This is a genomic window from Nakamurella flava (assembly GCF_005298075.1).
GTDB lineage: Bacteria > Actinomycetota > Actinomycetes > Mycobacteriales > Nakamurellaceae > Nakamurella > Nakamurella flava.
Genome location: NZ_SZZH01000001.1, coordinates 2,431,441 through 2,456,896 on the forward strand (window position 1 = coordinate 2,431,441; position 25,456 = coordinate 2,456,896).

At 70.5% G+C, this 25,456-nt stretch carries 20 protein-coding genes; 13 read left to right on the forward strand and 7 right to left on the reverse strand.

Annotation, left to right across the window (positions count from 1 at the left end; genetic code table 11):
* Positions 1-69: 69 nt before the first annotated feature.
* The 6 genes from FDO65_RS11005 to FDO65_RS11030 are packed head-to-tail and all read right to left on the reverse strand — an operon-like array spanning position 70 to position 8,096.
* A complete protein-coding gene (locus FDO65_RS11005) occupies positions 70-3,045 on the reverse strand; it encodes a glycoside hydrolase family 2 TIM barrel-domain containing protein (RefSeq protein WP_137449325.1) in 2,976 nt (991 codons plus the stop codon).
* A gap of 14 nt (positions 3,046-3,059) precedes the next feature.
* Complete coding sequence (locus FDO65_RS11010; RefSeq protein ID WP_137449326.1) at positions 3,060-3,824, reverse strand: glucosamine-6-phosphate deaminase; 765 nt, start codon at positions 3,822-3,824, stop codon at positions 3,060-3,062.
* A complete protein-coding gene (locus tag FDO65_RS11015) occupies positions 3,821-4,717 on the reverse strand; it encodes a carbohydrate ABC transporter permease (RefSeq protein WP_205849899.1) in 897 nt (298 codons plus the stop codon). Before FDO65_RS11015 ends, FDO65_RS11010 begins: the two co-directional genes overlap by 4 nt.
* Entirely contained in the window at positions 4,714-5,703 is a 990-nt protein-coding gene (locus tag FDO65_RS11020; RefSeq protein WP_137449327.1) for a carbohydrate ABC transporter permease, read from the reverse strand. Before FDO65_RS11020 ends, FDO65_RS11015 begins: the two co-directional genes overlap by 4 nt.
* Complete coding sequence (locus FDO65_RS11025; protein ID WP_137449328.1) at positions 5,700-6,992, reverse strand: ABC transporter substrate-binding protein; 1,293 nt, start codon at positions 6,990-6,992, stop codon at positions 5,700-5,702. Before FDO65_RS11025 ends, FDO65_RS11020 begins: the two co-directional genes overlap by 4 nt.
* 12 nt (positions 6,993-7,004) lie before the next feature.
* Complete coding sequence (locus tag FDO65_RS11030; RefSeq protein ID WP_137449329.1) at positions 7,005-8,096, reverse strand: carbohydrate kinase family protein; 1,092 nt, start codon at positions 8,094-8,096, stop codon at positions 7,005-7,007.
* A 124-nt stretch (positions 8,097-8,220) separates the two neighbouring features.
* On the opposite strand from FDO65_RS11030, the gene FDO65_RS11035 reads away from it, so the two are divergent.
* From FDO65_RS11035 to FDO65_RS11090, 12 genes are all read left to right on the forward strand, one after another.
* The gene (locus tag FDO65_RS11035) at positions 8,221-8,976 is read left to right on the forward strand and encodes a DeoR/GlpR family DNA-binding transcription regulator (protein WP_205849900.1); all 756 of its coding nucleotides are present in this window, start codon (positions 8,221-8,223) and stop codon (positions 8,974-8,976) included.
* Positions 8,973-10,325, forward strand: a complete 1,353-nt coding sequence (locus FDO65_RS11040; protein ID WP_137449330.1) for a 6-phospho-beta-glucosidase — start codon at positions 8,973-8,975, stop codon at positions 10,323-10,325. The genes FDO65_RS11035 and FDO65_RS11040 overlap by 4 nt, the downstream gene beginning before the upstream one ends.
* A gap of 67 nt (positions 10,326-10,392) precedes the next feature.
* The gene (locus FDO65_RS11045) at positions 10,393-13,494 is read left to right on the forward strand and encodes an alpha-mannosidase (RefSeq protein ID WP_137449331.1); all 3,102 of its coding nucleotides are present in this window, start codon (positions 10,393-10,395) and stop codon (positions 13,492-13,494) included.
* A 139-nt stretch (positions 13,495-13,633) separates the two neighbouring features.
* On the forward strand, positions 13,634-13,930 hold the full coding sequence (locus tag FDO65_RS11050) for a DUF6457 domain-containing protein (RefSeq protein WP_205849901.1): 297 nt from the start codon (positions 13,634-13,636) through the stop codon (positions 13,928-13,930).
* Between the two features lie 15 nt (positions 13,931-13,945).
* On the forward strand, positions 13,946-14,212 hold the full coding sequence (locus tag FDO65_RS11055) for a GlsB/YeaQ/YmgE family stress response membrane protein (RefSeq protein ID WP_137449332.1): 267 nt from the start codon (positions 13,946-13,948) through the stop codon (positions 14,210-14,212).
* Between the two features lie 106 nt (positions 14,213-14,318).
* Positions 14,319-15,704, forward strand: coding sequence for a serine hydrolase domain-containing protein (locus FDO65_RS11060; protein ID WP_205849902.1), 1,386 nt, complete (start codon positions 14,319-14,321; stop codon positions 15,702-15,704).
* Positions 15,705-15,871: 167 nt separating this feature from the next.
* Positions 15,872-16,882, forward strand: a complete 1,011-nt coding sequence (locus tag FDO65_RS11065) for a TerC family protein (protein ID WP_137449333.1) — start codon at positions 15,872-15,874, stop codon at positions 16,880-16,882.
* A gap of 162 nt (positions 16,883-17,044) precedes the next feature.
* A complete protein-coding gene (locus FDO65_RS11070) occupies positions 17,045-19,471 on the forward strand; it encodes a beta-glucosidase family protein (RefSeq protein WP_137449334.1) in 2,427 nt (808 codons plus the stop codon).
* Between the two features lie 5 nt (positions 19,472-19,476).
* Positions 19,477-20,124: a TetR/AcrR family transcriptional regulator gene (locus FDO65_RS11075; RefSeq protein ID WP_137449335.1), complete on the forward strand. Its 648-nt coding sequence runs from the start codon at positions 19,477-19,479 to the stop codon at positions 20,122-20,124.
* Positions 20,125-20,223: 99 nt separating this feature from the next.
* A complete protein-coding gene (locus tag FDO65_RS11080; protein WP_137449336.1) occupies positions 20,224-21,534 on the forward strand; it encodes an ABC transporter substrate-binding protein in 1,311 nt (436 codons plus the stop codon).
* On the forward strand, positions 21,531-22,487 hold the full coding sequence (locus FDO65_RS11085) for a carbohydrate ABC transporter permease (RefSeq protein ID WP_205849903.1): 957 nt from the start codon (positions 21,531-21,533) through the stop codon (positions 22,485-22,487). The genes FDO65_RS11080 and FDO65_RS11085 overlap by 4 nt, the downstream gene beginning before the upstream one ends.
* Entirely contained in the window at positions 22,484-23,335 is an 852-nt protein-coding gene (locus tag FDO65_RS11090) for a carbohydrate ABC transporter permease (RefSeq protein ID WP_137449337.1), read from the forward strand. Before FDO65_RS11085 ends, FDO65_RS11090 begins: the two co-directional genes overlap by 4 nt.
* 105 nt (positions 23,336-23,440) lie before the next feature.
* On the opposite strand, the gene FDO65_RS11095 is transcribed toward FDO65_RS11090, so the two are convergent.
* Positions 23,441-24,043: a DJ-1/PfpI family protein gene (locus FDO65_RS11095; protein ID WP_137449338.1), complete on the reverse strand. Its 603-nt coding sequence runs from the start codon at positions 24,041-24,043 to the stop codon at positions 23,441-23,443.
* Between the two features lie 127 nt (positions 24,044-24,170).
* Between FDO65_RS11095 and FDO65_RS11100 the strand changes: the two genes are divergently transcribed.
* Entirely contained in the window at positions 24,171-25,373 is a 1,203-nt protein-coding gene (locus tag FDO65_RS11100) for a phytanoyl-CoA dioxygenase family protein (RefSeq protein ID WP_137449339.1), read from the forward strand.
* Positions 25,374-25,456: the final 83 nt, after the last annotated feature.

Genomic DNA, 25,456 nt, shown 5'->3' on the forward strand with positions numbered 1-25,456 from the left:
GACGGCGGCACCGGGGCTTGCTGTTGGCGGGAGCTCGGCGTCACCTGGAGCCGGCTCGGGGGCCGGGCCCTAGCGCAGGACGATCTCCAGGTCGGTGGCCTGCGGCCACAGGGCGTACCGGGGCAGCACGTCCGGGCCGCACGCCCGGGAGCCGAGGCCGTGCTGGGCGTGGTCGACCATCAGCACAACGCGGTCGGAATCCGGCAGCTCGTGGTGGTGGCCGGCGACCGAGAGCTCCTGCGGCGTCCAGCGACTCAGGCTGAAACCGGGACGGTGACCCTGTAGCGGCACGGTGGCCAGGTGCAGCGGACCCCAGTCGAGCTCCCGCAAGCCGGGGCGGTGGCCGCTCTCCTGCGGCCGGGCGTAGCGCACGGTCAGCTCATCGAGCCCAGCGGTGAAGCGACCCACGACCGCGGCCGACGCGGAGTCGGCGTACGACTCGTCGGGCCCGGTGCCGAACCAGCTCACCGGCTCGGCCGCCAGCGAGGCCGGCAGGTCGAACCGCAGACCCAGGCGCGGCCAGGTGCAGTCCCAGGTGCCGAACGGCACGACGACGGCGCGCAGGTGCAGGCCGTCGTCCCGCCGGGTCCAGGTGAGGATGCTGTCGACGCCGACGGCGGCGTTCGCGGCCATCGTGCGGACACGACGGACGACCGCATCCCCGGAACGCTCGACGGACAGCGTGCGGTGGGTGAGGCGGTGCAGGCCGCGCTCGCGCCAGCGGTCGGCCGAGGCCGGGGTCGACTCGTCCCCGCGGCCGTGGGTCAGGCCGGGGTAGGCCGTCTCGTAGGAGCCCTGCCCGTCCAACCGGTCGTTCTCGGTCGGCGCCCGCCACAGCTCGACGAGTGGACCGGCCACGGGCAGACCCCGCCAGGACACCAGCGAGCCGGCGCGGTCGAACTCGGCGTCGGCGAAGGACCCGGCGGCGGAGCGCCTGGACGGGACGGGGACCCGGGAACCGGCGACCGGGAACTGTTGCCGAGCCACGACATGGCCGGCGGAGGCCCAGGATTCGTCCTCTGTCGACGCGGCGGTGAACGTCAGGAACCGTTCTCCCGACTCCACGGCCAGCGCCCCCGCCGGCAGGGGAAGGGTGACCGAGGTGCCTGGCGCGACATCGGGTAGTACCAGCTCGCCGGAATCCACCGTCCGGCCGTCGGACTCAAGGGTCCAGCCGACCGTCAGATCGTCCAGGGCGCGAAAGCCGCGGCGGTTGGTCACCGTCAGCCGGTCACCGTCGAGGGCGAACCGCACCGGCGCCCACACCGCGGCCAATTCGGCCAGCGCCGGGCTGGGGGTGTCGTCGGACAGCACCAGGCCGTCCATGATGAAGATGCCGTCGTGCACGACCTCGCCGAAATCTCCCCCGTAGGCGAAGAACTCGGTGCCGTCGGGGGTGTGGGTGCGCAGACCGTGGTCGCGCCATTCCCAGATGAACCCGCCGTGCGAGCGGTCGAAGGTGTCGATCGCTTCCTCGTAGTCGGCCAGCGATCCGGGTCCGTTGCCCATCGCGTGGGCGTACTCGCACATGACGAACGGACGCGACCGCTGCCTCGCCCCGGCCGCGGGGCCGATCTCGTGGACGGCCATCGTCTGCTCACCACAGATCGACGAGATCTCCTCCAGTGTCGGGTACATCCGCGAGTAGACGTCGGTGTAGGAACCGTCGTAATCCCCCTCGTAGTGCACCGGGCGGGACGGATCGCGATCGTGCACCCAGGCGGCCATCTCGGCCAGGTTGCGGCCGGTGCCGGACTCGTTGCCCAGCGACCAGAGCACGATGCTCGGGTGGTTGACGTCGCGCTCGACCGTGCGGGAGATGCGATCCAGCAACGCTTCCCGCCACTGCGGGTCGTCGGCGGGGTTGTCCCGCCAGTCGACCTCCCAGAATCCGTGGGTTTCCAGGTCGCACTCCAGGACCACCCAGAGACCGAGCTCGTCGCAGAGTTCCAGGGTGCGCCAGTGCGGCGGCTGGTGCGAGGTGCGCAGGGCGTTGACGTTGTGCCGTTTCATCAGTTCGAGGTCGCGGCGGACGTGGGCCTCGTCGAACACCCGCCCGAGGTCCGGATGGGTCTCGTGCCGATTGACGCCGCGGAAGGTGAGGGGCCGGCCGTTGACCAGGAACCGGTCGCCGACGATCTCGACCCGGCGGAAACCGGTGCGCAGCGTGGCGATCTCGCCGGGAGCGGCGACCTGCACGTCGTACAGCCGGGGGGTCTCGGACGTCCACGCGTCGACCGGGCCGACCGCGATCGGGGCGACGTCGGCCGGCCCGGCCCACGTCTCCTCGACGCCGAGTTCGGGGATCCGCACGGTGATGGGGAACGAGCCGACCGCGTCGACCCGCAGCTCGCCGTGACCGGACGCCGGGTCGAGATCACCGATGACGGTGACATTGTCCAGACCAGCGGCCGGCCGCGCCAGCAGGGTGACGTCCCGGAAGATTCCCGGCAGCCACCACTGGTCCTGATCCTCCAGGTAGCTGGCGGCCGACCACTGGTGCACCCGGACGGCCAGCAGGTTGTCCCCCTCGACCAGCAGGTCGGTGACATCGAACTCGGTGGTCAACCGGCTGCCGGTGAACCAGCCCACGGGGTGCCCGTTCAGCCAGACGTCCGCCCGGGACTCGACCCCGTCGAACCGCAACCGCACCCGGGTGTCGCCCGCCACGAACTCCGCCGGCACGGTGAACATCCGGCGGTAGTCCCCGGTCGGGTTGGCGTCCGGGACGTGCGGCGGGTCGAGCGGGAACGGATACTGGATGTTGGTGTAGATCGGCCGGCTGTAGCGCTCGGTCGCCTCCGTCAGCACCCAGTGCGCGGGGACCGGGATCGACGCCCATCCGGTGAGGTCCGCGCCCGGGGTGGCGAAGTCCGGTCGGCCGTCGGTGTCACGGTCGGCCGGGTCGGCGGGGTGCAGCCGGAAGTCCCAGTCGCCGTTCAGGGAGAGGACTGGGGCGTCGGTGCGGAGGCGGGCGCGGGGGGCGAGCCGGGTGTCCGATCCGGGAGCGCGGTCGGAGAGCGGGGCGAATCCCGGGGTGGACATGCGGTGATCTTTCCTCAGGCGGTGGGAGCGGTGCGCCATGCGCCCGACAGGGCGTCGGGATCGGCCACGACGGTCACGTCGGGATGCCGCTGGATGACCGAGGCCGGCAGGTCGGTGGTGACCGGCCCGCTCAGGGCGGCGGCCAGGGCCGGCGCCTTGGCCGCTCCCGTGGCCACCAGCACCAGGGCGCGCGCATCCAGGATGGTGCCGATCCCCTGGGTCATCGCGTGGGTCGGAACGGCGGTCGGATCGTCGTCGAACCAGGGCGCGTTCGCCTGACGGGTGGACTCGGTGAGCTCGATGACCCGGGTCCGCGAATCCAGCTCCGAACCCGGTTCATTGAAACCGATGTGGCCGTTGCGGCCGATCCCGATGATCTGCAGGTCGACGCCGCCGACGGAGTCGATGGTCGCCTCGTAGGCGGCCGCATCGTCCGCGTCCGCGCCGGACGGCACGTGCACCCGCCCGGCCGGGATGCCCAGCGGCTCGGCGATGAGGGTCTGCACGTAGGCGCGGTAGGAACGGACGTCGGCGGCACTCAGCCCGACGTACTCGTCCAGCGCGACTAGGGTGAGTCCACTGGTGTCCAGGCCGGCCGCCCGGCGGCGGGCCAGGGCGGAGTACAGATCCAGCGGGGAGCCGCCGGTGGCGACCCCCAGGACCCCGGTCGGTTCCCGGCGGATGAACGCGGCCACGACGTCGGCGGCCACGTCGCCCACCTCGGCGGTCGGCGCGGTGACGACGCGCGGGGCGGTCGCGGTCCGGGCCGCCGGACTCACTTGACCGCTCCCTTGGCGATGTCGCCCATGAACTGCTTGGCGCCGACGAGGAAGACGACGAGCAGCGGCAGGACGGCGAGCAACGCTCCGGCCATCACCATGCCGTAGTCGTTCTTGACCGTCGTGTTCAGCTGGGCCATGGCGACCTGCAGCGTCAGCTTGTTCGGGTCGGTGAGGATGATCAACGGCCACATGTAGTCGTTCCAGGCGGCGATGAACGTGTAGATCCCGAGGAAGCCCAGGCCCGGGCGGATCAGCGGCAGGCAGACCGTCAGGTACTGCCGGAAGAACCCGGCCCCGTCGATCACCGCGGAGTCCATCAGCTCGTCCGGGACGCTGGACAGGATGTACTGGCGCAACCAGAAGATGCCGAACGCGTTGGCGGCGGCCGGCACGATGAGCGCCTTGAGATCACCGACCCAGCCGAAGTTCGTCATGATGATGAACTGCGGGATGACCGAGAGCTGCATCGGCAGCATGAAGGTCGCCAGCACGATGGTGAAAAGCGTCCGCCGGAAGGGGAACTCGTACTTGGCGAAGGCGAACGCGGCCAGCGAGTCGAAGACAAGCACCAGGAAGGTCACGGTCACCGCGACGATGATGGTGTTGAGCAGCGATCCGCCGAAATCGATGCGGTCGAAGACCTTGGCGACGTTCTCGAACAGATGCGGCCCGGGGACGAAGACCGGCGGCGACTTGTAGATGTCGGCCGTGGTGTTGCTGGCCATCACGACCAGCCAGTACAGCGGGAACAGCGAGATGAGCGCGCCCACGGTCAGCAGGGAGTACAGCACTCCGCGGGACAGGGTGGGCCGGCGCCGCCGGCGCGGGGCGACACGACGGTCGGCCGGGGCCGCCCCGTCCGCCTGCGGTGGATCTTCCAGGGTCGTCACCGGGTGGCCTTCCCATCGTTACGGCCGGGGCTGAAGCGCCAGCTGATGATCGTGAAGACGACGACGATGAGGAACACGCCCCAGGCGATGGCCGCGCCGTAGCCGAACTTGTTGTAGTTGAACGCCTGTTGGTAGAAGTACAGGACCATCGTCAGGCCGCCCTGACCGGCGCCGCCGCTGTTCGGGTTGGTGGTCGAGGAACTGGACGTCAGCACCTGCGCCTCGGTGAAGCTCTGTAGACCGGTGATGGTCGAGACGACCACGACGAACATGATGGTCGGCCGCAGCAGGGGCAGGGTGATCGACCAGAACTGACGGAACGCGCCGGCCCCGTCGAGCGAGGCGGCCTCGTAGATGTCCTCGCCGATGGCCTGCATGCCGGCCAGGAAGATGATCGCGTTGTAGCCGGTCCACTGGTAGGTCATCAGCACGGCGACGGTGACCTGGATGCCGAACGGCGTGGTCAGCCAGGGCACCGAATCCAGTCCGACCGCGTTGAGCAGCTGGTTCGCGATACCGAAGTTCTGGCCGAAGATCGACCCGAAGAGCACCGCCATGGCGACGACCGACGTGATGTTCGGGACGAAGTAGGCGATGCGGAAGAGCGTGCTGTAGCGAATGGAACTGTTCAGCATCGCTGCCAGGACCAGCGCCAGGATCAGCATCGGAATGGTCGACAGCGCGAAGATGATGAACGTGTTGCGGATGGCCAGGTAGAACGTCTCGTCCGTGAACAGGTCGATGAAGTTCTGGAAACCGACCCAGACCGGCGTGCCGAGCCCGTTCCATTTCTGGAACGACAGCACCAGCGAATAGACCGTCGGGTAGAGACCGAAGACGCAGAACAGGATGAAGAACGGCGAGATGGCCAGGTACATCGGCCAGGCCGGCCCCCGCCGGACCGACCGGGGCGCACCCCGGCCGGTCCGGCGGGACAGGCGCGCTCCGAGGGCGGTCGGAGTCGCGCTCGCCTTGGTCAGGCTCATTGAGCCGCGGCCAGGGCCTGCTTGGAGGCGGCGACCGCGTCGGTCCACGCCTGCTGCGGGTCCTTGCCCTGTGTGGCGACGTTGATCAGCTCGGTCGTGTACGGGGCGGAGGCCTCGCTCTCGTACGGGCTGGTGACCTTGGTCGGCATGGACTCGACGGCCTTCTCGAACACCGGCGCGGTGACCTGGCCGCCGAAGAACGCGTCGCCCTCCTTGAGCTGCGGCTCGTTCAGCGTCTGCGCGTTGGACGGGAAGTTGCCGACCTGGGTGTAGGTGATGGCCTGGTTTTTCGGGTCGAGCAGGTAGCGAATGACCTTGATGGCCTCGGCGGTGTTCGCGGTACCGGCCGGGATGGTCAGGAACGAGCCGCCGATGTTGGCCGGACCACCCGGGGTGGTCGTGACCGCCCACTTGCCGGAGGTGTCCGGCACGGCGCCCTTGATGTCACCGGCGTGCCAGGCGGCCCCGATGACCGTGGGGATCTTGCCCGAGCTGACCGCGGACGCCCAGTCGGGGCTCTCGTCGACCAGGTTGGCGACCAGACCGCGCTGGTAGGCCTCGACCGACAGGTCCCAGGCCTTCTTGACGGTCTCGCTGTCGCCCTGGAACTCACCGTTCGGGCCGACGATGCCGCTGGTCGACTGCCCCATCACCTTGGTGAAGACGTCGTCGATCGAGACCGAGATGAACGCGCCGGTCGCGGCCTTCAGCTTCTCGCCGAACGCGAAATAGTCCTCCCAGGTGGAGGTCTGGGCGGCGACCTCGGCCGGGTCGGTGGGCAGACCGGCCTGCGCCAGCACGTCGGTGCGGTAGAACAGCCCGGTGGGGCCGATGTCCATCGGCAGGCCGATCAGCTTGCCGTCGGCGGTGGTGGCCTCGGCCAGCTTCCACGACGGGTACTGGGCCAGGATGTCGTCGACGCCGAGGGTCTTCAGGTCGGTGAACAGCTCGCCCTGCTGCCGGAAGTAGGGCATGTCCTCGCCCTTGACCCCGGTGATCGACGGGACGCCGGACTTCCCGGTGAAGACGGTGACGAGCTTCTGCTTGAAGTTGTCGCCGATGGTGTTGAACTCGAGCTTGTCGCTCGCGAACTGGGTGGTGGCGGCGGACATGACGTCCTCGCCCATGGCGCCGGGCCACACCCAGGCACTGAGGGTGCCGCTGTCGCCGCCGGCCGCGGTGCCGCTGGCGGACTGGCCGCCACCCGCGCACGCGGTCAGGCTCAGCGCGGCGACCGTGACGGCGGCGATCGCGGCGGACAGCCGCGTGCGCTTACCGGTGAGTTTCATGCTGGGTGTCTCCTAGCGGGGGGTGGGGGTGGTGAGCGGTCGGTCCGAGGTGGAGCCGGGTCGGACGTCGGCAGGGGAGCCGGTGGGAGCACCGGCGCCGGGGAGGGGAAGACGTGAGGGGTCGCCGGCCAGGGCGTCGCGCAGGAAGCCGAAGCGGCCCCCGTCAGCATCGGGGTGCGCGTCGAGCCAGGGGACGAGCTCGTCGGCGCGCGGGGCGCCGGCGGCGCCTCCCGGACGCGACACGCAGATCGCCGCGACGAGAGCGGCGAGATCGACCCGCTCCCGCAGGGACCACCCGGTAAGGGTGGCGGTGGCCAGGGCGGCCCCGAAAACGTCTCCGGCGCCGGTGGTGTCGCGGACTGGGACGACGACGGGCGGGGCCACGACCTCTTCACCGGTGGACGAGTCGACGGCCAGCACCCCCCGTCCGCCGAGGGTGACGACGGACAGCGGAACCCGGTCGGCCAGCGCATGCACCGCGTCCCGCGCCGTCTCGGTGCGGGTGTAGGCCATCGCTTCGAGGTCGTTGGGCAGGAAGGCGTGGCACCCGGCGAGATCGTCCAGGACGGCGGTGTCCCACGCTCCGGTCGCGTCCCAGCCGAGGTCGGCGAAGACCTTGGTGCCGGCGGCCGCGGCCCGCGAGATCCACTGCCCCAGGCCCGGTTCGACATGCACGGTGGCCACCGCCGGGAAGTCGACGCCGGCCAGGACATCGGGCAGCGGCACCGGCGCCGGAACTCCCCCGGTGACCAGGGCCCGGTCACGTTCCCAGCCCAGGCCGGCGGTCACCGGAAGCTGCCAGCCCGGGACGGGACGCAGCGCGGTGGTGTCGATGTGCTCGACGGCGAGCACGGAACGCGCAAGATCGCTCAACGGATCGTGACCGACGGCGGCGGCGATGGCGGTCGGGCAACCCAGGCGGCTCGCGGCGATGGCGAAGTTCGCGATACCGCCCGGGCCCCAACCGAAATCGGATGTCCACTGCTCTTCCCCCAGGCGCGGGACGCCCGGCAGGCCGGCGAAGACGACATCCAGGAACAGTCCGCCGGCCGCGAGCAACCCACCGGCAGAGCCGTTCGCAGGAGGGTGCTGCCGGTCGTTCATCGTTGCTCCATCTGGCCGTCACGGACTGGATGACGCAGATATAACACCGTCCGCTCAAAAACGCGCAAGAGGTTCTGCATGACGGTCTAGTAAATGAGCGAAGTTGAGCGTTATGCTCAGCCACGTGAAAGATCAGCGCGATCTGACGATCCTCGACCGGCTGCGCCAGACCCGGGCGGCCACCGTCGCCGAACTGGCCGAGGTCACCGGGTCGAGCATCGCCACGATCCGGCGCGACCTGCAGCGTCTGGACGAGGCCGGGCTGGTCCGCCGCACCCACGGCGGCGCCGTGATCAACGAGCACGTCGACGGCGACGCCCCCTTCCCATCGGTGGTCTCGCACAACCTGGAGGCCAAGCAGCGCATCGCCCGCGCCGCGGCCGACAGCATCCAGGACGGCCAGACCGTCATCCTGGACATCGGCACCACCGTCCTGCAGCTGGCCACCCTGCTCCGCGGCCGGCACCTCACCGTCATCACCACCAACATCGCGGCCTTCGACGTTCTCCGGGACGATCCGGCCGTCCACATCGTCCTGCTGCCAGGGGATTTCGACTCGGTGTACCAGTCGGTGTCCGGCCACCTCACCACCGAGACCCTGCGGTTGATCCGCGCCGACCACGCCTACCTGGGAGTGAGCGGGGTGTCGGCCGCGGGCGACCTGCGCGACACCACCATCGCCCAGGTGCCCATCAAGCAGGCCATGGCCACCGCGTGCGACGCGGTCACGGTCCTGGCCGATCACAGCAAGTTCCCCGGCACCGGAACGGCCCGGGTCAGTCTCCCGTCATCGCTGGTCCGCGTCATCACCGACGCCGAACCGCCGGTCACGACATCCGCCGCCTTTGCGGCCCGTAGCGTGGAGGTCCTCGTCGTATGAAACTCACCATGGTCGGCGGCGGCGGTTTCCGTACCCCGCTCGTCTACGCGGCGCTGCTGCGCGACCGTGAGCCCGGCCGGGTCACCTCGGTGGCGCTGGTCGACACGGACGCCGGCCGGCTCGCCACCATGGCGCGGATCCTGGCCGACCAGGCCGCCGGAGTCGCCGACGCCCCCACCGTCACCACCCACACCGACGCGGCCGAGGGCCTGCGCGGCGCCGACTTCGTCTTCTCCGCCATTCGTGTCGGCGGGTTGCCCGGGCGCGCGACCGACGAGCGGATCGGCCAGTCCCACGGCGTCATCGGCCAGGAGACCGTCGGGTTCGGCGGCATCTCCTATGCGCTGCGGACCCTGCCGGTGGTGCTCGAGCTCGCACACACCATCGCGCGGGTCGCCCCGCAGGCCTGGGTCATCAACTTCACCAACCCGGCCGGCGTGGTCACCGAGGCGATGTCGACCGTGCTCGGCGAACGCGTCATCGGCATCTGCGACTCCCCCATCGGCCTCGCCCGCCGGGCGCTGTCCGCCCTGGACATCGACGAGAGTGTCACCAGCCCTGCGGTCGAGCTGGAGTACGCCGGCCTGAACCACCTGGGCTGGCTCACCGGTCTGCGGGTGCACGGCCGGGACGTGTTGCCCGACCTGCTGTCCCAGCCGGACCGCATCGAGTCCTTCGAGGAGGGCAAGCTCTTCGGCGCCGAGTGGATCCAGACGCTGGGCGCCCTGCCGAACGAATACCTGCACTACTACTCGTTCCGCCGGGACGTCCTGCAGGCCGACCAGTACGCGCCGCTCACCCGGGGCCGCTACCTGGTCGACCAGCAGCAGTCGTTCTGGACCGACGCCGCCACGGCCGCCCATCCGCTGCGGACCTGGGAGCAGTGCCGTCACGAACGCGAGGTGACCTACATGGCCACGAACCGCGACTCGGCCGGCATGGGTGAACGCGACGACGCCGACCTGGTGTCCGGCGGGTACGAGAACGTCGCCATCGCCCTGATGCGCGGCATCGCCCACGACCAGCAGGCCCGCCTGATCCTCAACGTCCGCAACAACGGCGCCCTGCCCGACGTGGACGCGGACGCGGTCGTCGAGATCCCCTGCACCGTCGACGCCAAGGGCGCCCACCCGGTGGTCGGCGCGGCCGTGCCCGACTTCGGCCGCGGCCTGGTGACGACCATCAAGTACGTCGAACGGCAGACGCTGGAGGCCGCCCTGGGCGGTAGCCGGTCCGCCGCCCTGCGCGCCCTGGCCAGCCACCCGCTGATCGACTCGGTGCGGGTGGCCCGGGCGCTGCTGGACGATGCCCGGTCCAGCTTCGCCGACGACCTGTCCTACCTGCGCTGACCCTCCGCTTCCTGAGCTCGCCCCGACCCGGCGTCCCCACCGCCGGCTCCCCGAGGAGAACCCTGCCGTGCATCAGAACATCAAGCTGGTCGAAGAACGCGTCGCCCGCGTCCTGACCGAGCGCATCGTCCCCGCGGTCTACTCCGCCCGGGTGCCCGTCACCCTGCGGGCCTGGGCCGTCCCGGACGAGCCGGTCCCGCCGGCCAAGGCCCTGGCCGCCGAGTACACACCGTTCGCGGTGGGCGACAAGTGGGGCCGGGCCTGGTCGACGTGGTGGTTCGAGATCACCGGCGAGGTGCCCGCCGGGTGGGCCGGTCGCACCGTCGAACTGGTCGTCGACCCCGGGTTCCAGGGCGACTGGCCCGGCAACCAGGCCGAGGGGCTGATCTTCACTCCCGACGGCACCACGGTGAAGGGCATCCACCCGCGCAACCAGTACGTCCGGATCGCCGACGAGGCCGCCGGGACAGAGAAGATCCACTTCTTCCTGGAGGCCGCAGCGAACCCGGACATCCTGGTCAACGACTTCGTGCCCACGAAGTTCGGCTCCAAGGAGACCGCGCCGACCACCCCGATCTACACGTTCCGCACCGCCGACCTGGCCGTCTTCGAGCCGGAGGTCTGGGCCCTGCGGTTCGACATCGAGGTGCTGTACCAGCTGCTGAAGGAACTGCCGGAGACCGAACCCCGCCGGCACGAGGTGCTGCGGGCGCTGGAGCGGGCGCTGAACGTGCTGCTGCTCGACGACATCGTCGGCACCGCCGCCGCGGCCCGGGCCGAGCTGGAGGACGTCCTGGCGCGTCCGGCATCGGCGTCGGCGCACCGGCTCTCGGCCATCGGGCACGCGCACATCGACACCGCCTGGCTGTGGCCGCTGCGGGAGACCAAGCGCAAGACCGGCCGCACGTTCTCCAACGTGCTGGAGCTGTTCAAGCAGTACCCGGACTTCCGGTTCGCCTGCTCGTCGGCGCAGCAGTACGCGTGGGTCAAGGAGCGCTACCCGCACGTCTGGCAGGGCATCAAGGACGCCATCGCCACCGGGCAGTGGATCGTCGTCGGCTCCCAGTGGATCGAACCGGACGGCAACCTGCCCGGCGGCGAAGCGATGGTCCGCCAGGTCACCCAGGGACTCCGCTTCTTCCGCGACGAGCTGGACGTCGAGACCCACGGCATCTGGCTGCCCGACTCCTTCGGCTACAACGCCTCTTTCCCGCAGATCGCCCGGCTGGCGGGCCTGGACTGGTTCCTGACGCAGAAGATCTCGTGGAACCAGACCAACACCTTCCCGCACCACACCTTCTGGTGGGAGGGCATCGACGGATCGCGGATCTTCACGCACTTCCCGCCGGCCGACACCTACAACTCGACCCTGGAGGGCGAGGAGCTGCACCACGCGGTGCGGCAGTTCCGCGACAAGGGCAAGGCGACAACGTCTCTCATCCCCTTCGGGTACGGGGACGGCGGCGGCGGGCCCATTCGCGAGATGATGGAGCGTCAGCACCGGACGGCGTCCCTGGAGGGGTCGCCGCGGGTGATCATGGAGCACCCGGACGACTTCTTCGCCCGGGCACAGGCCGAGTACGCCGACGCCCCGGTGTGGGTCGGTGAGCTCTACCTGGAACTGCACCGTGGCACCTTCACCTCGCACGCGCGGGAGAAGCGCGGCAACCGGGCCGCCGAGCACCGGCTGCGTGAGGCCGAGCTGTGGTGGACCGCGGCGGCCCTGAACGGCGCGAGCTACCCGTACGAACAGCTCGACCGGCTGTGGCAGGGCACCCTGCTGCAGCAGTTCCACGACATCCTCCCCGGCTCGTCGATCGCCTGGGTCCACCAGGAGAACGAGCAGGAGTACGCGGCCAACCTGACCGAGCTGGAGAAGGTGATCGGCGAGGCGCTGGCCGCCGCCGGTGCCGACGGCCTGGTCGTCAACTCCGCCGACCACGACCGCCGGTCGGTGGTGTTCTCCGAGGACGACCGACCGCTGGGTCTGGTGGACGTCCCGGCCCACGGGGCGGCCGCCCTACGCCCACTGGATCCGACCCACCCGGTCACCGGTGTCGCCGGCGACGACGGCGGAGCCGTGCTGGCCAACGGGCTGGTCACCGTCCGGGTCGACGACCGCGGTCTCATCACCTCGATCCACGACGAGACCGCCGACCGCGAGCTGGTCCCCGCGGGCCGGGTGGCGAACCTGCTCCAACTGCACCAGGACCTGCCCAACGCCTGGGACGCCTGGGACATCGACGCCCACTACCGCAACACCGTCACCGATCTCGTCCAGGCCGACGCCGTCGAGCTGGTCGAGACCGGTCCGCTGCGCGCCCTGGTCCGGGTCACCCGGTCGTTCGGCAAGCTCGGGTCGACCCTGACCCAGACGATCGCCGTGCACGCCGACAGCCCCGTCGTGCACCTGGCCGTCGACCTGCAGTGGCAGGAGAACGAGAAGCTGCTGAAGGCTTCGCTGCCGTTCGTCGTGCACGCCCAGCACCACAGTGCCGAGATCCAGTTCGGGCACCTGCGCCGGCCGACCCACACCAACACCTCGTGGGACGACGCCCGCTTCGAGGTGATGGCCCACCGCTGGGTGCACGTCGAGGAACCCGGCTACGGCATCGGTGTCGCCAACGCCGGCACCTACGGCCACGACATCACCCGCCAGGTCGGCGATTCCGGCGAGGTGCAGACCGAGGTGCGGCTGTCCCTGGTCCGCGCCGCCCGCTCCCCCGACCCCACCCAGGACCTCGGACACCACACGTTCGCCTACGTGGTGCACCCCGGGGCGGCCCTCACCGACATCGTCGCCACCGGCTACGAGACCAACCTGCCGCTGCGGGTCCTCGGGGGCGTCACCGACAACCCGGCGGTGCACGGCGACGCGGTGGCCACCTCCGACAACCCCGGGGTACGGATCGAGGCGGTCAAGCTGGCCGACGACCGCTCCGGCGACGTCGTCGTCCGGATGTACGAAGCGCTCGGCCGCCGCGCGAGCACGACCCTGCACCTCGGCTTCGGCGTGGCCGAGGCCATCCAGGTCGACCTGATGGAACGGCCGCTGTCGGACGCCGGCCGACTGGCCCGCTCCTTCGCGGTCGACGGTTCGAGCGTCACAGTCGGCCTGCGGCCCTTCCAGGTGGTCACCGTGCGGCTGCGCCGCACCGGCCAGGCCTGATCCCGAACACCCGGAGTACGCAACGGCGTTGGGGGCCGGTGCGTGCTCCGGGGCTCCACCTGGGCCGATGGCCGCGGTGAGCTGGGTGGCGCTGTCCGGCCCCACGCTCCCGCGGCCGTCGGCCGCTACCGTTTGTCGCATGAGCACCCTCGACGACTTCATCGCGGACGCCACCGCCGCTCTCGGTCTGCCCGCCGACTCGATCCCGACCCCGCTGCGCGACCAGCTGCTGGATGTCACCCGGGACGTCGCCCACGGCGTCACCCGGATCGCTGGGCCCCTCACCTGCTACCTGATCGGCGTCGCCGTCGGACGGGGCGCCGACCCGAGCACCGCCACCGCGGCCATCGGCGCGGTCCTCCCGCTGGACGAGGCCACCGCCGCCGCGGAAGCCGAGAAACACGGACACCACCATCACGGCCCCGACGGCCACTGATCAGGAGGGCAGGCCATGAGCTTTCTGGGTTGGATCTTCTTCGGCGCACTCGCCGGCTGGATCGCCTCACTCGTCGTCGGCGACCGGCGCGGCTGCTTCATGAACATCATCGTCGGCGTGCTCGGCGCGGTACTGGCCGGATTCATCTACCAGCTGTCGACCGGACGGTCCTGGTCGTTCACCTGGAGCTGGCCCAGCTTCGGCATCGCCTGCCTGGGCGCCATCGGTCTGCTGCTGGTCGTCAACATCATCACCGGGGCGGGTCGGCGCAACCGGCGCTGACGGGGGCACCATCCCTGGCGTGGGCCGTCCTGTGCTCACCGCCCTGGAGCACAAGTGGCGACCCAGGTCCCTCGTCCCGACGGATCCCGCTGGCGACCATCGACGGGTGACCCGATCCATGCGTGCCCGCACGGCCGCCACTGTTGCCGCCCTCACCGGGCTCGTCGCCCTGACCGCCTGTTCTCCGACGATGTCGTCAGGTGGCTCGACGAGCTCGTCGGCCATCTCCGCCGCGAGCCCCAGCTCGTCGGCGGCTGGGTCGACGGCGAGTTCGGCCACCACCTCCGGCGCCGCGACGTCGTCCGGCAGGGCCACTTCGCCGGCCTCCACCTGCGTGACCGATCCCGCCGCGGTCGTCGCCCGGCAACCGACCGCGCAGAGCACGACCGCCGACCTACCGGCCGACCTGGCCGGCCGGCTGGACGCCGCGGCGCAACAGGCCTTCGCCCTGGCCGCCGCACCAGGGGCCATCATCGGCGTCCGCACCCCCCAGGGGACCTGGACCGCCGCCTACGGTCTCGCGGACCCGGCGGCCGGGACGCCCATGGCCGTCGGTATGCACACCCGCATCGCCTCGCTCACCAAGATGTACACCGGCACCCTGCTGCTGCAGCTGGTGCAGGAGGGCAAGGTGTCGCTCGACGACACCATCGGTGAGTACGTGCCCGGCATCCCGAACGGCGATCGGATCACCCTGCGTCAGATCGGTGACATGACCAGCGGGATCGCCAGCTACACCGCCAGCGAGACGTTCGTCCAGCAGTTCCTGTCCGATCCGGCGGCCGTCCACACCCCGGACGAGCTGCTGGCGATCGGCGTCGCGGGGTCGCCGCTCTTCGAGCCCGGCACCGGGTTCAACTATTCAAACACCAACACCGTGCTGCTCGGGATGGTCATCGAGAAGGTCACCGGCCAGGACATCGCCACCGTGCTGCAGGAGCGCATCCTCACGCCGCTGCACCTGGACGAGACGACGTGGCCGGGTGACTCGGCCGCCATCCCGGAGCCCTACGCCCGCGGCTTCACCCTGCTCGCCCCCACCGCCACCCCCGACGCACCGGTCGACTCCACCGACTGGAACCCGTCCTGGGGCTGGACGGCGGGTGAGCTGATCTCGACCACGCCGGATCTGCTCACCATGGGCCGCGCCCTGGGCACCGGGCAGGGCATGCTCGACCCGGCCACGCAGACGCTGCGGCTGACCTCGTTTCCCGGGGCCTCCGGCTACGGCTTCCAGATGGGGTGCGGGAACGGCTGGGTCGGGCACACCGGTGACATCGCCGGCTACAACACCTCGCTGTTCTACGACACCGCCACCGACACCACCGTCAGCGTGCAGACGAACAGCGACATCTCCTCCGGGGACTGTGCGGTCTCGCCCACCCTGCAGGACAACCCGTCGGACGTGGTCTGCGCGGCCCCGGCGGTGCGGATCCTGGTCGCCCTGACCGGCGTGCTCGGCCGCACCTACGAACCGCCGCCGGCCCGCTGATCACCGACGTGACCTGACCGGTGATCCCCGTCGCGGGCTCCCGTAATCAGAATCGTTCCAGAAAGTGAGCTGTCTCCCAGCGGGAACCCAGGGTCCACCCAGTGCGTTGACAGGCCGACATTCCCACTCGTCCACCTGCTGACCGCCCCCGCCCGACGGAGATGCACTTGCTCGAGATCACGCCCCTCGCCTGGATCGTCACGATCGCTGTGATCGTCGGTCTCCTGGCCTTCGACCTCATCTACGCGGCCCTCCGGCCGCATCAGGTGGGCTTCAAGGAAGCGACCGCCTGGTCGATCTTCTACATCGCGATCGCGATCGCATTCGGCTTCGTCTTCATGGCGTTCGCCGGCGGCGACTTCGGCGCCCAGTACTTCGCCGGCTACATCGTCGAGAAGAGTCTGTCGGTCGACAACCTCTTCGTCTTCGTCATCATCATGGCGACGTTCGCCGTCCCCCAGGCCCACCAGCACAAGGCCCTGACCTTCGGCATCATCATCGCGCTGGTCCTGCGGGCGATCTTCATCGTCCTCGGCGCGACCCTGTTGAACGCGTTCGCCTTCATGTTCCTGCTGTTCGGCCTGCTGCTGATCTTCACCGCCGTGCAGCTGTTCCGGCATCGGGACGAGGAACCGGAGGTCCAGGACAACGCGCTGGTCAAGCTGACCAAGCGGGTCATCCCGGTCACCGAGGAGTACGACGGCGGCAAGCTGTTCACCCGGATCGACGGTAAGAAGCTGGCCACCCCGCTGTTCGTCGCGCTCATCGCGATCGGCAGCACCGACCTGCTGTTCGCGCTCGACTCGATCCCCGCCGTCTTCGGGGTGACCAGCGAGCCGTACATCGTGTTCGTCGCCAACGCGTTCGCGCTGCTGGGGTTGCGGGCGCTGTTCTTCCTGGTCAAGGGTCTGCTGGATCGCCTGGTCTACCTGTCGATCGGGCTGGCCATCATCCTGGCCTTCATCGGCGTGAAACTGATCCTGCACTGGGCCCACGGCATCTGGGACGGCGTCCCCACGGTCTCGACCAACATCTCGCTGATCGTCATCGGCGTGGTCCTGGCCATCACGACGGTGGCCAGCCTGATCAAGTCCAAGAACGACCCGGAGGCCAAGGCCAAGCCCGGTTCGCTCAAGGCCACCTCGCACAGCCACGACCAGGCCGACCACACCGCCTGACCGTCCGGCACCACCGCGACACCGCAGCCGGGGTCGCCGCGCCTTCTCGCGCGGTGGCCCCGGTTTCGTCGTTCCCGGGGGCTGGCGCGCCCCGGCCGGATCGGATAACTTACCAACCAGTTGATTATTACTAGGCGACCCGACTGCGAGAGGCGTTCGACGATGAGCGAAACGAACTACCGAGAGCTGATCGCGCGACTGGATCTTCCGGCCAAGGTGCGTCTGCTGACCGGCGGGGACGTCTTCACGCTGGCCGCCGAGCCGCGCATCGGCCTGGAACAGGTCGCCTTCTCCGACGGGCCCACCGGCGTCCGCGGTCTGAAGTTCACCGGCGGTCGAGTCGTCGCCAACTTCCCCAACGCCACCGTGCTGGCCGCCGCCTGGGACACCGACGCCGCCGAGGAGGTCGGGCGCCTGCTGGCCGAGGAGGCCATCGCCCAGGAGATCCACGTCGTCCTCGGGCCGACCATCAACCTGCACCGCAGCGCGCTCGGCGGACGGCTGTTCGAGCAGTACTCCGAAGACCCGCTGCTCTCCGGCAAGCTGGCCGCCGCCTACGTCCGCGGCATGCAGGCCCACGACATCGGCGCCTGCCTCAAGCACCTGGTCGGCAACGAGTCGGAGACCGCCCGCAACACCGTCAACAGCGTCATCGACGAGACCACCCTGCGCGAGCTGTACCTGCTGCCGTTCGAGATCGCCACCGACGAGGCCCACCCCTGGTCGATGATGGCGGCCTACAACGACGTCAACGGAGTCGCCGCCACCGAGCAGGACCACGTCATCAACGAGATCGTCAAGGGCGAGTGGGGCTTCGACGGGCTGGTGATGTCCGACTGGTTCGGCACCAAGACCGCCGCCCCCGCCGCCAACGGCGGGCTCGACCTCGTCATGCCCGGACCGGTCGGCCCGTGGGGCGACGCCCTGGTCGCGGATGTGCGCTCCGGACTGGTGGACGAGTCGGTGATCGACGACCACCTGGAGCGGCTGCTGCGGCTGGCCGACCGGGTCGGCGCCCTGAAGTCTCGACGGGAATGGCCCACCGACGTCCCCGCGCCGGACAGCGCCACCCGCCGCGAGCAGCTGACCCGACTGGCCGCCGCCGGCCTGACCGTGCTGACCAACACCGGCGACGCCCTACCGCTGCAGCGCGGCACCTCCGTCGCGCTCATCGGCCGGCCGGCCGTCGACACCATCGGCATGGGCGGCGGCTCGGCCCACGTCAACCCGCCCCACCAGGTGTCGCTGGCCGACGGCCTGACCGCGCTGCTCGGCGACGCGGTGACCGTGACCGACGGTGTGGAGGTCCGGGTCCGCCCGGTCCCGGCCGTCGCCGGGTTCGTCGTCGACCCCACCACCGGCGAACCGGGCGTGCGGGCCCTGGTGTGGGACGGCGACGGCAATCAGCTGGACGACAAGCACCTGGCCAGCGCGTTCAGCGTGTTCGGCATGGACGACGGCTACCCCGCCCCGGTCGGCCGGGTGCAGCTGCACGCCCGGGTCGAGCAGGGCGGCCCGAGCGAGGTCGGCGTCATCGGCCTCGGAGCCTGGACGCTCCGCATCGAGGGCCGCGACTGGCAGCGGGACTTCGTCAACCGCCCGGCCGGCACCGGGCTGGCCGAGGACATGCTCGTCCCGCCGACCAGTTCCACCGAGGTGGAACTGGGCGCCGGCGACGTGCTGGTGGCCGAACTGGTGCTGCCGGCCGACCGCCCGACCGGCAGCTTCGACACCGGCGGACTGATCGCCCGTCCGGTGATCCGGGACCAGGACGCCGTCATCGCCGACGCCGTCCGCGCCGCCGACTCGGCCGACGTCGCCGTCGTCGTCGTCGGTCTCACCGAGGAGCTGGAGACCGAGGCGGTCGACAAGAAGACCCTCGCGCTGCCCGGTCGGCAGGACGACCTCGTCCGCGCCGTCGCCGCGGCGGCCCGGCGGACCGTGGTCGTGGTCAACGCCGCCACCCCGGTGCTCATGCCGTGGATCGACGATGTCGACGCCGTGCTGTGGGCCGGTCTGCCCGGTCAGGAGGCCGGGCACGCGATCGCCGCCGCGCTGGTCGGCGACCAGGAACCGACCGGCCGGCTGGTCACCACCTTCCCGGCCGCCGACGGCGCCGCCCCCGCGTGGGGCGTAACCCCCGACGCGAACGGCGACCTCGTCTACACCGAGGGCACCTTCATCGGGTACCGCGGCCACGACGCCGGACGCGCCCCGGCGCCGGCGTTCTGGTTCGGTCACGGCCTCGGCTACGGACGGTGGGAGTACCCGGCGGCCGAGCTCGTTCCCGGCGCCGAGAACCGTCCGGACGTGCGGGTCACCGTGCGGAACATCGGCGCCCGCAGCAGCCGCGAGGTCGTGCAGGTCTACTTCCGCCCGGCACAGGCCGATCAGCCGGTGCGGCTGGTCGGCTGGGCCGCCGCCACCGTCGAACCGGGAGCGGAAACGACCGTCACCGTCACCCCGGAGGCGCGGATGTGGCGGCGCTGGGACGAGACCGCCGCCGGCTGGCGCGATCTCGGCCCGGGCGGTGAGCTGATCGTCGCCCGCGGGCTGGGTGACGTCCGCGCCACGCTGCCGCTGGCCTGAGCCCGGTGACCGCCCAACCCGTCCGCCGACGCCCGGGGCGACCCCGGGGCGCCGACCCGGCGGTCACCCGCGAGGCGGTGCTCGACGCCGCGGTCGAACTGTTCGGCAGCCGTGGCTACCGCGGCGCCTCGCTGGCCGAGGTCGCCGCGGCGGCCGGGTTGAGCAACGCCGGCCTCCTGCACCACTTCCCCAGCAAGGAGCAGCTGCTGATCGCCGTCCTGCAGCGGCGGGACGAGGTCGACGCCCATGATCTGGACCTCGGACGGGACGCGCCGCTGACCATCTGGCAGCGGCTGGACGTGATGGTCGATCTGGTGGCGCTCAACGCGCAGCGGCCCGGCCTGGTTCGCCTGTACTCCACGGTGGCCGGGGAAGCCACCCACGACGGCCACCCGGCGCACGACTGGCTGACCGGTCACCTCGACGGGGTCGTCGACGACCTGACGACGGCCTTCGAGGCCGGCAAGCGCGCGGGACTGGTGCGGACCGATGCCCCCTCGGGTCGGCTGGCGCGCACCGTGGTCGCCGTCCTGGACGGTCTGCAGGTCCAATGGCTGGCCGCGGGTGGGGACGACGCCGGCGGGGCCCGGATGACCGCCGACTTCCGGGGCCACGTCGAAGACGTCCGGGCCCGCTGGTCCACCGAGACCTGATCGCGGCAAACCGCAACGGCACTGTCCGATTCGCGTCGTATTGACTTCGCTGTCGGGGCTCATCTGCTGCGGGACGGGGTGACGGGAAACCCAGGAGGCATGTCGCTCTCCCGCCGCCGATTCCTGGCCACCGCCGGCGCCGCCGTTCCGCTGCTCGCCGGCTGCGGCTTCACCTCGTCGAGCTCCGACTCCGCACCGGCCTCCAGCGGCGCGGGCAGCGGGGGCACCATCACCTTCACCACCTGGGGCACCGAGGCCGAGCTGGCCGGATTCCGCAGCGCCATCGACGGTTTCCAGCAGGCCAACCCGGGCAGCACGGTCACCCTCAACGCCGTGCCGTACGAGCAGATGTTCACCAACATCGACGCCCAGCTGCAGGCCGGGAACCCGCCGGACGTGTTCCGGGTGCCGTACTACACGTTCGGCTCCTACGCCGGGCGCGGCCAGCTGCTGGACCTGACCTCCCACCTGCCCGGCGACATCTCGAGCCGGTTCACCCCGCAGGCCTGGGCCGCCGTGCAGAACAGCAGCAAGCCGTTCGGCGTCCCCCACCACACGGACACCTCGGTGATCCTCTACAACAAGTCCCTGCTCGACGCGGCCGGCATCACCAGCGTGCCGGACAGCCTGGACACCGCGTGGACATGGGACGAGTTCGGCCAGGTCGCCCAGACCCTGCGCGGCTCGCTGCCGTCGGAGAAGTACCCGTTCGTCTACAACTGGCAGGGCAACGGCGTCACCCGGTGGCTCTCCTGGCTGTTCGAGGCCAACGGCCGTTTCCTGGCCGAGGACCTTCTCACCCCGGCGATCGACTCGGACGCCGGCCGGGCGGCCGTCGACTTCACCAAGAGCTTCTTCACCAGCAACTGGGTGCCGCAGAACAACTCCATCAAGTCGACGACGTACGCGGCCGACACCTGGTACGCGCAGACCGCGGCGATGACGTGGGGCGGCGCCTTCCTCATCCCCGACGCGACCGAGACCCTGCAGTTCGAATGGGGCGCCACGTTCCCGCCGGTCAAGGAACGGCACGGCGGCGACTTCGGCGGCAACGCCCTGGTCGGTACGGCCGCGACGAAGCAACCCGACCTGGTGGGAGCGTTCCTGGAGTACGTCACCCAGGCCGACCCGATGCGGACTTTCTGCGCCGGCGCCTCGCTGCTGCCGACCCGGGCCGATCTGATCTCCGAAGGCATCCAGTTCGCCGTCCGGCCGGAACTGTCCCCGGTGTTCGTGCAGCAGGCCTCGCAGGTGCAGGCCAGTGACTCGGGACAGGTGGCCTCGCCGTCGATGTCGGGCATCATCACCGTGCTCAAGGACCAGCTGGACGCCGCGTTCGTCGGCGGTCAGGACACCGCGACGACCATCGCCGGCCTGACCCAGGGCATCGCGGCAGCCACCGCGCGGTGACGACCACCGTGCCCGCCGGTCCGCGGGAGAAGGTCGATCAGCGCCCGAACACCAGAGCGGCGGCCCACACCGGCGTCCCGAGCGAACGGCGACGAGAAGCGTTGGCCGCCTGGGTTTTTCTGGCTCCCACCATCCTGCTCCTCGGCCTGTTCGTGCTGATCCCCCTGGGCGGCGCCGTCGTCCTGAGTTTCCAGCGCACCAACGGGTTCGGGGACGGCACGTTCATCGGGCTGGACAACTACACCCGGCTGCTCGGCGACCCGGTGTTCTGGCGGGCGCTGATCAACACCATCGTCTTCACCGTGCTGGTCACCCCGGGGGCCATGGCCCTCGGTCTCGGGGCGGCCCTGCTGCTGAACTCGGCCCTCCCGGCCCGACCAGCGTTCCGGTCGGCGCTCATCCTGCCGATGGCGGTGTCCGGCGTGGCCACCGCGCTGATCGGTCTGCTCATGTTCGACGAGAACACCGGCCTGATCGACGCTCTGCTGCGCACCCTGGGCCTGCCGGACATCGACTGGCAGTCCAATCCGACCGCCGCGTTCGCCTCGATCGTGCTGGTCACGCTGTGGTGGCGGGTCGGCTTCAACATGCTCGTCTACCTGGCCGCGCTGCAGGGCATCGACGGGACCCTCATCGAGGCCGCCCGTACCGATGGCGCGTCGGGGGGTCAACTACTGCGGTACGTGACCATCCCCCTGCTGGGCGCGCCGACGTTCTTCCTGCTGGTCGTCAACGTCATCTATTCGTTCCAGGTGTTCGACATCGTCTTCGTGCTGACCGGCGGCGGACCGCAGAACGCCACCACCGTGCTCGTCACCTACGCCTACGACACCGGGTTCGTCAGCCGCGATCAGGGCTACGCGGCCGCCATCGGCATGGTGCTGTTGCTGTTCTCACTGTTCGTCACCGCGGTGCAGTGGCGGACCAACCGGGGCCGGGACGTGGCCGGATGACCGCCGCCACCCTCCGGTCGCACCCGTCCCGCGCCCGACGGACCGGGGTCATGCTCCGCACGGTCGCGGCGCTGGTCGTCGCCGCGATCGTGTTGTTCCCGCTGTACTGGATGCTCGTCGTCGCGTTCTCGCCGCGCTCGGAGCTGTTCAGCGGACGGCTGCGCCTGTGGCCGGAGTCGTTCACCACCGAGAACCTCGAGCGGGTGTTCCGCTCGTTCCCGGTGCTCACCTGGTTCGGCAACTCGGTGGCCATCGCCCTGACCGTGTCGGTGATGACCGTGGTGCTGAACCTGCTGGCCGGATATGCCTTCACGCACCTGCGGTTCCGCGGGTCGACGGCCGTGCTGCTGCTGGCCGTCGCCACCATCACCCTGCCCCTGCAGGTGATCATGGTGTCGCTGTTCCGGCTGGTGACCTCGCTGGGGCTGTACGGAACCTACTGGGCGGTCATCCTGCCGACCTCCGCGTCGGCGGTGGGCATCCTGCTGGCCCGGCAGTTCCTGGTCGGCATCCCCCGGGAGCTGTTGGAGGCGGCCCGGATCGACGGGGCCGGGCACCTGCGCACCTTCGTCTCGGTGGTACTGCCGTTGTCCCGGCCGGTGATCGCGGTGCTGTTCTTCCTGTCGCTGCTCGGCTCCTGGAACGACTTCGCCTGGCCGCTCATCGCGCTCAAGGAGAACCGGCTGTTCACCCTGCCCATCGGGCTGCTGTACCTGCAGAGCCAGAACGGCCCCGACTACGGCACGACGATGGCCTTCGCCCTCATCAACGTCGTCCCCATGGTCATCCTGTTCCTGGTGTTCCAACGCTGGTTCGTGCAGGGGTTCGCCCGGACCGGGCTGCGCTGACCCCTCCTGGCCGGGCCCGGCGGGCCTGGTGGGGGTCGGTAAAGAATGCCGCTTCAGCTCGCTGACAGCGGCACTCTTTACCGACCCACCCGGGGTGAGGTCCGGTCAGACCGGCGGCTGCGGGTCGTACTGGATGCCGCGGCGCACCTCTCGGGCCCGCTCCGGTCCGGCCAGTCGGGCGACCAGGTGCAGGGCCATGTCGATCCCCGCCGACACGCCCGCCGAGGTGATGACGTCGCCGTCGTCGACGAAACGGTCGTCCGGACGGACCTCGATCGTCGGGTCGAGTTCGGCCAGCCGGTCCAGCGTGCCCCAGTGGGTGGTGGCCGGTCGGCCGGCCAGCAACCCGGCGGCGGCGTAGACGAGAGACCCGGTGCACACGCTGGCCATCAACGGCACCGCCGCGCGCTGACGCCGCAACCAGGCCAGGTGCTCGGCGTCGTCGACCTGCGGGCGGGTGCCACGGCCGCCCGGGTGGATCAGCACCTCCAGCGGCGGGGCGTCGGCGAAGGAGTGCTGAGCCAGGATGGAAAGGCCCTTCGCGCACTCGACCCCGCCACCGTCGCGGGACAGGCAGGTGACGGCGTATCCGTCTTCCGGGTGGGTGCGCGTCCAGAAGGCCAGCACCTCCCAGGGCCCGACGGCGTCCAGCTCCTCCACCCCCTCGAAGAGCACGATGCCGATGTGGCGCTGCGGTTGGTCGCTCATGGCGGCCAGCCTGGCAGCTCCGCGTCGGAATCGACCATCCCCCGGTGGCGGGGGACGCTGGCGATGAGGCCATTTTGACGTCTCGCTGAGGCTTCTCGGTGTTCGCACCGCCTCCTACGCTGAGCGCATGACCACCGTCGCTCACTCGCCCGCCGCCACCCGTCAGGTGTTCCTGTCCCAGGACGACTGCCGCCTGGAGGACTTCACCGCCCTGATCGAGGCCGGCACGGACATCGCCGACTACCCGTACGCCGACGGCGTGAACAAGGGCGTGCTGATCTACTCCGACCGCCTCCGCTCGTACCTCGACACCGAGGCCGAGCGGCGGGACGTGCAGGCCGAGATCGCCCGTGCGCTGTCGGACGGGCCCGGCATCGTGGTGTTCAAGCGGGCCTTCGATCCCGACCTCATCGACCGGGCTACGGCGGCGTTCTTCGACCTGCTGGCCGAGGAGAAGAAGGCCGGCTTCGCCGCCGGCGACCACTTCGCCAAGCCCGGCGCGAACGACCGGGTCTGGAACGCCCTGGAGAAGCTGGCCGTCAGCGACCCGGCCCTGTTCGCCGAGTATTTCGCCAACGACTACGTCGCCCTGGCCTCCGGCGCCTGGCTCGGCCCGAACTACCAGATGACCGCGGCGCTCAACATCGTCAACCCGGGCGGGCAGGCGCAGGTCCCGCACCGCGACTACCACCTGGGCTTCATGCCGCTGGAGACCGCGGCCGCGTTCCCGGCCCACGTGCACCGTCTGTCCCCGGTGCTGACCCTGCAGGGCGCGGTGGCGCACTGCGACATGCCGGTCGAGACCGGACCGACGCTCTACCTGCCCCACTCGCACAAGTACCTGCCCGGTTACCTCGCGTTCTCGCTGCCCGAGTTCCAGGACTACTTCCGCCAGAACTACGTGCAGCAGGATCTGGAGAAGGGCGACGCCGTCTTCTTCAACCCGGGCCTGATGCACGGGGCCGGCACCAACCAGACCGCCGACGTCAAGCGGATGGCCAACCTGCTGCAGGTCTCGTCCGCGTTCGGGCGGGCCATGGAGACCGTCGACACCGCCCGGGTGTCCAAGGCCGTCTACCCGACGCTGCTCGAGAAGTCGCGCACCGCTGAGGCTTCCGGCCCCGAGACCGCCCGGTGGATCGACAACGTCGTGACCGTGGCCGCCGAGGGGTACCCCTACCCGACGAACCTCGACCGGGACCACCCGATCGGCGCCATGAACCCGGAGAGCCAGGCCGATCTGCTCCGTCGGGCGCTGCGCGAGAGCTGGGCGCCCGAACAGTTGAACGCCGAGGTGGACGCTCAGGTCGTGCGGCACCGGTCCGCCTGAGCCTGGCACCACCCCGTCGGGGGGGGGGGGGGGGGGGGCGCCCCCCGCGCGGGGCGGGGGCGGGGGGCGCCCCCCGGGGGGGG